Source organism: Neoroseomonas rubea, assembly GCF_016106015.1.
GTDB classification, from domain to species: domain Bacteria; phylum Pseudomonadota; class Alphaproteobacteria; order Acetobacterales; family Acetobacteraceae; genus Neoroseomonas; species Neoroseomonas rubea.
Map to the genome: position 1 here is coordinate 1 of NZ_JACADQ010000376.1, position 3946 is coordinate 3946.

The 3946-nt window shown below is 69.0% G+C and carries 5 protein-coding genes; 4 read left to right on the forward strand and 1 reads right to left on the reverse strand.

The features are described from left to right. The 3 genes from HW577_RS22105 to HW577_RS22115 form a co-directional block, all read left to right on the forward strand. On the forward strand, nucleotides 1–520 hold a 520-nt coding region (locus HW577_RS22105), incomplete at its 5' end, for a hypothetical protein (RefSeq protein WP_198378276.1). 419 nt (nucleotides 521–939) lie between these two features. Continuing rightward, nucleotides 940–2163 carry a hypothetical protein gene (locus HW577_RS22110; RefSeq protein ID WP_198378277.1) on the forward strand — a complete coding sequence of 408 codons (1224 nt, stop codon included), beginning with the start codon at nucleotides 940–942 and terminating at the stop codon, nucleotides 2161–2163. Between the two features lie 69 nt (nucleotides 2164–2232). Continuing rightward, a complete protein-coding gene (locus HW577_RS22115) occupies nucleotides 2233–3480 on the forward strand; it encodes a hypothetical protein (RefSeq protein WP_198378278.1) in 1248 nt (415 codons plus the stop codon). A gap of 45 nt (nucleotides 3481–3525) precedes the next feature. On the opposite strand, the gene HW577_RS22120 is transcribed toward HW577_RS22115, so the two are convergent. Continuing rightward, entirely contained in the window at nucleotides 3526–3750 is a 225-nt protein-coding gene (locus HW577_RS22120) for a hypothetical protein (RefSeq protein ID WP_198378279.1), read from the reverse strand. Between HW577_RS22120 and HW577_RS26695 the strand changes: the two genes are divergently transcribed. Continuing rightward, the coding region (locus tag HW577_RS26695; RefSeq protein WP_232475154.1) for a hypothetical protein at nucleotides 3749–3946 on the forward strand (198 nt) is incomplete at its 3' end. The two genes, HW577_RS22120 and HW577_RS26695, sit on opposite strands and share 2 nt — an antisense overlap.

Consider the following 3946-nt stretch of genomic DNA (forward strand, 5'->3'; position numbering starts at 1 on the left):
GCCGATCCCCGCCCGCATCGCGCCGCCGCTGACGCTTGCCACCCGGCGGCCGGCGCGGCCTTGTAAGGCCATGCCAGCCCCGCCCCGCCCCGCCCCCGCCGAAGCCGCCCGCGCCGCCTTCGGCGCCGGCCTGGATGCCTTGGCCGAAGCCTGGGTGGCGCGCCAAGCCGGCCAAGCGCGCGCCGCCCTTGCGCTGATCGAAGCCGGCCACGCGCTGATCGATGAAGCCGCACGGCCAGCCGGGCGGCCACGCATTCGGCACGGAAAGCGGCGCTACACCTTGGCGATCATCTACCGGGAATTGGCGCCCCGTCAGCCGGCCGGCCTGACGCCCAGGGCTCGCCTAGAATGGTGGCGGCGCCATCTTGAGGCCGCCGGCGTCATGGGCCGGCACCTCGAAGACCCGTCGATCAGGTTCAATCTCTACCGCCTGGGCGCTCCGCCATCCGCGCGCGAATCCAATCCTGAACCTCGCCTTCGACCCAGGCCCGTGCCGGCCGCTTTTCGCCAGGGATCATGACCTCGACCGGCGCAGGGAACAGCCCTGCGCCGACAAGGCGATCGACCTGACGAGGCGTCAGCCCCACGTAGGACGCGACGAGATCTGGCATTACCAACCGCTGCCGGCCGGCCGCATCGTCAGGCGGCATGGCGGCGGGCGGCCTCAACATCTGCACGGTCGCGCTGCTGGTCATCGTTCTTCCGCTCCATGGATTTCGTCAGGAGCGCGGGGGCGGGGGGCTGATCGCTGGTGGGCGATTCCGATCCCGGCAGTTGCGCGTGATCCCCCCCATAGCATGAGCAGGGCGCCCCATGGATGGGCACGGGCATTTCAATCGCGCCATGGCGCCGTTGAAGCGGGGACGGCCGGCGGCGGCGCTGCGCATCGTGCGGCGGCCCGGCCGATCGGCGCCCGGGCGGCAAGCAAGCGAGAGCGACATGCAAGACCAGAACATCCCCGCATCCGACGAGCAGCACGAAGAACAAGACCAGGTGGTCAAGACAGACGCGCTGCCGGAGCAGCGGGCCTCGACCGCCGTCACGGTCGGCACCTTCCTCGTGCCCACGCCCGCCTTCTTGGCGCTGCCGCCGCATCCCGCCCAGCGCGACCACCTTCTGCGGGCGCAGGATGCGACTCTGCGGTCCCATCTGGCGAACCCGATGGACGTGCACCGCAACGTCACCGCGATCGCCATGCTCGAGAACGGGCAGACGCTGCAAGGGCTGGAGACGGCCTTCGCCGAAGCGCCGCGCGACGCGCTGGGCACCTTCTGCCTCAAGGCCGATGGCCACACCCGGGCCTTCCTGTGGGAGACCGAGCAGGTTCCCGTGCCGGCGACTGTGCGCGTCACGGTCATCGCCTGCGCCACGGAGGAAGATGCGATCCGCGTCTATGACTCGTTCGACAGCAAGGCATCGGTGAAGTCTTCAGCCAACGAAATGCAGAGCCTGATGCGCTACCTCCAGATGGCCCCGACAAACCCGCTGGTCCAGGCCGGGCAATTCCGCGTGGCTCTGTCGCTGGCGAACCACCTGCTCAACGGGGTGGTCGGCGTATCCTTCCCCCGTGCGCTTCCTGCGGCCCGCATCGCGGCCGATGTGAGCGACGCGGAGCGCATCGAGGCCATGCACCCGATTCTGCCCGTGCTGCGGGCCTGGATGGGGCCGGTGATGGCCCTGGACGGCATCCTGGCGGACAAGGAAGCGGTGCCGGCCGCCCAGGGCTACCTCGCCGGGTATCTCGTCCTCCTTCGGCGTGATGCGGACGAGGGCCGCGACGAAGGGCGGCGCTTCCTGACCGACTTGGCGAACAACCCCGGCACCACGATGGACGGGCAGGCCGACGCGATCGCCTTCCTCAAGCGGACGCCCGAATGGGTGAAGGCGAACCAGCCGGATCTCCGCAACAGCGAGAAGTTGCAGTTGGAGGCGGCAGTCGTCTTCGCCGCGTTCAACGCGTGGAAGGCGAACGACACCTTCTCGGAGAACACTTCCCCGATGCGGCTTCGGCGGCTGGCGCTGACCTTCTACACGCCCGCCAAGGACGAGGCGGATGCCCGGCGGGCCGCAGAAGCGCGCGAGCAACGTGCCGCCCAGGTGCGGGCGGAACGGGCCAACGCGCGGAAGCAGCGGGGCACAACGCAGCCTTCCATGGCGATCTGATCCGCGCGCGGCAAAGGCGGGCTCGGCGCCGCGTGCGCCGGGCCTGCCGTCACATGCAGGAAGACCACCATGTCGAAGAAGAAGCCGCTCAAGGTCGTCGATGGCCGCGTCGGCGTGCCGATCGATATCGATGGCGTGCTCTATGCGAACTTCGCCAAGGCGGGCGAAGCCTATCCTCACATCGGGGCGGCGCTGATCGGCGAGCGTTATCGCTCTGGCCGCCGTGGACTGGCGCTAGTCGCACCAAGGCTGCCTGGAAACGCGCGCGCCGTGACAATTGATGGCAAGGAATATCCTTCGTTGAAGGCCGCCGCAGCCGCGCTTGGCCACCGCGAGAGCACGCTTCATACGCGACTTGCAAAAGGCCAGACCGATGAACTGCTCAGGAAGCCCGTTTCCGCCGAAAGGCCCTTCTGGCATCCCGTCGAATATCAAGGCGTGACCTATCCTTCGCGCCGCCACTTCGCAAAGGCATTTGCGCCAGCGGTTGGGCTGAGCCCGGACCTAATCATGTATCGGCTTAAGGAAGGACTTTCGCCCGACGCTGCGTTGCAGCCAAAGCAGCACGACAGGCCGCCGCAAGCGATCTCCTATCAAGGGCGCGAATTTCCAAGCCGGCGCGCCTTCCTGCGCCATGTCGCGACAATGCTGAACCTGCCGGCGTCATGGGGCGATTCAATCGGCGCCCATCATCCGAACATGAACCCCGAACAAGTCGTCGAGGCCGCAAAGCAGAAAGCGGCCCGCGCGAAAGCCCGGGCGAGGCAGGATCGCGAGGCGCTGACAGCGACGCTGGCCGCCGCCGGCTTCCAAGGCGAAAATGCCGTCCGCGACTTCTGCACCTCACTGGTGCACCGGCATGGCGTCACCGAAACCTGGGTGCGGCAGCAAATCCGCGAGGGCGTGCCGATCGCGACGATACTGCGGACGGCGGCCGATCCGGTCATGTCACGCAAGGCCCTTTCGCTGCCGGTCAGCGTCTTCGGCTGGCGCTTCGCATCCGGCGAGGCCGCCATGCGCTACTTCGACGCGAAGGATCAGCAGGGCATCCGCGACCTTGTGATCCGTGGCCGTGCGCCGCTCTACGACTGCCTGCGCCAGAGCATCGTCGCCCTGGGCGCAGCCGGCATGCTTCGCGATGATCTGCGGCGCAAGAACGAAGCCGGCATCCGGCGGGCGCACCTGCCTGAAAACGTGCAGCAATATATCGTTGAAGATCAGCAGGAGTTACGCGCGCTGGAACTGGTGCGGGACGCCATTCGCCAGATCGTCGAGCGCGATCGCGCGGTAGCCCGCCGGCTGGCCGCGCTGCCGTGAAAAAAGGGCGGCCCGAAGGCCGCCCCCCATCCAGCCCGGCGCGGATCAGCCCTTGCGCCGCGCCTCCAGCGCGACGATCGCCGCGTCCCGGTAGCGGCAGAGGGCCACGCGGCTGCTGCTGATCGGCTGGACCGAATTCGCGCGCAGCCCTTCCAGATCGCCGGCTTCGACCAAGGCGATGACCTCCGCGAGCCGCTTCCGATGGGGCTTGTGGGTTGCGGCCGAAAAATCAGGCGGCGAGGGCACGACCCCTTCGGCGGCGGCTTCCATGAGGGCCTTCCTGCTCACGACCGCCTTGCCCGCCGGGCGGCCCTTGGGCTTCGCCTGGGCACCTTCCGGCGCCTGGGCCGGCGCCTGGGCGGCGGGCGCGGCCTTGGCGGCCTTCGCGGCGCGGCGATCGGCGGCGGCCTGGGCGGCCTTGGACACGGCCTTCGGGGCCTGGGCCTGGGCTTCCGGCGCCGGGGCC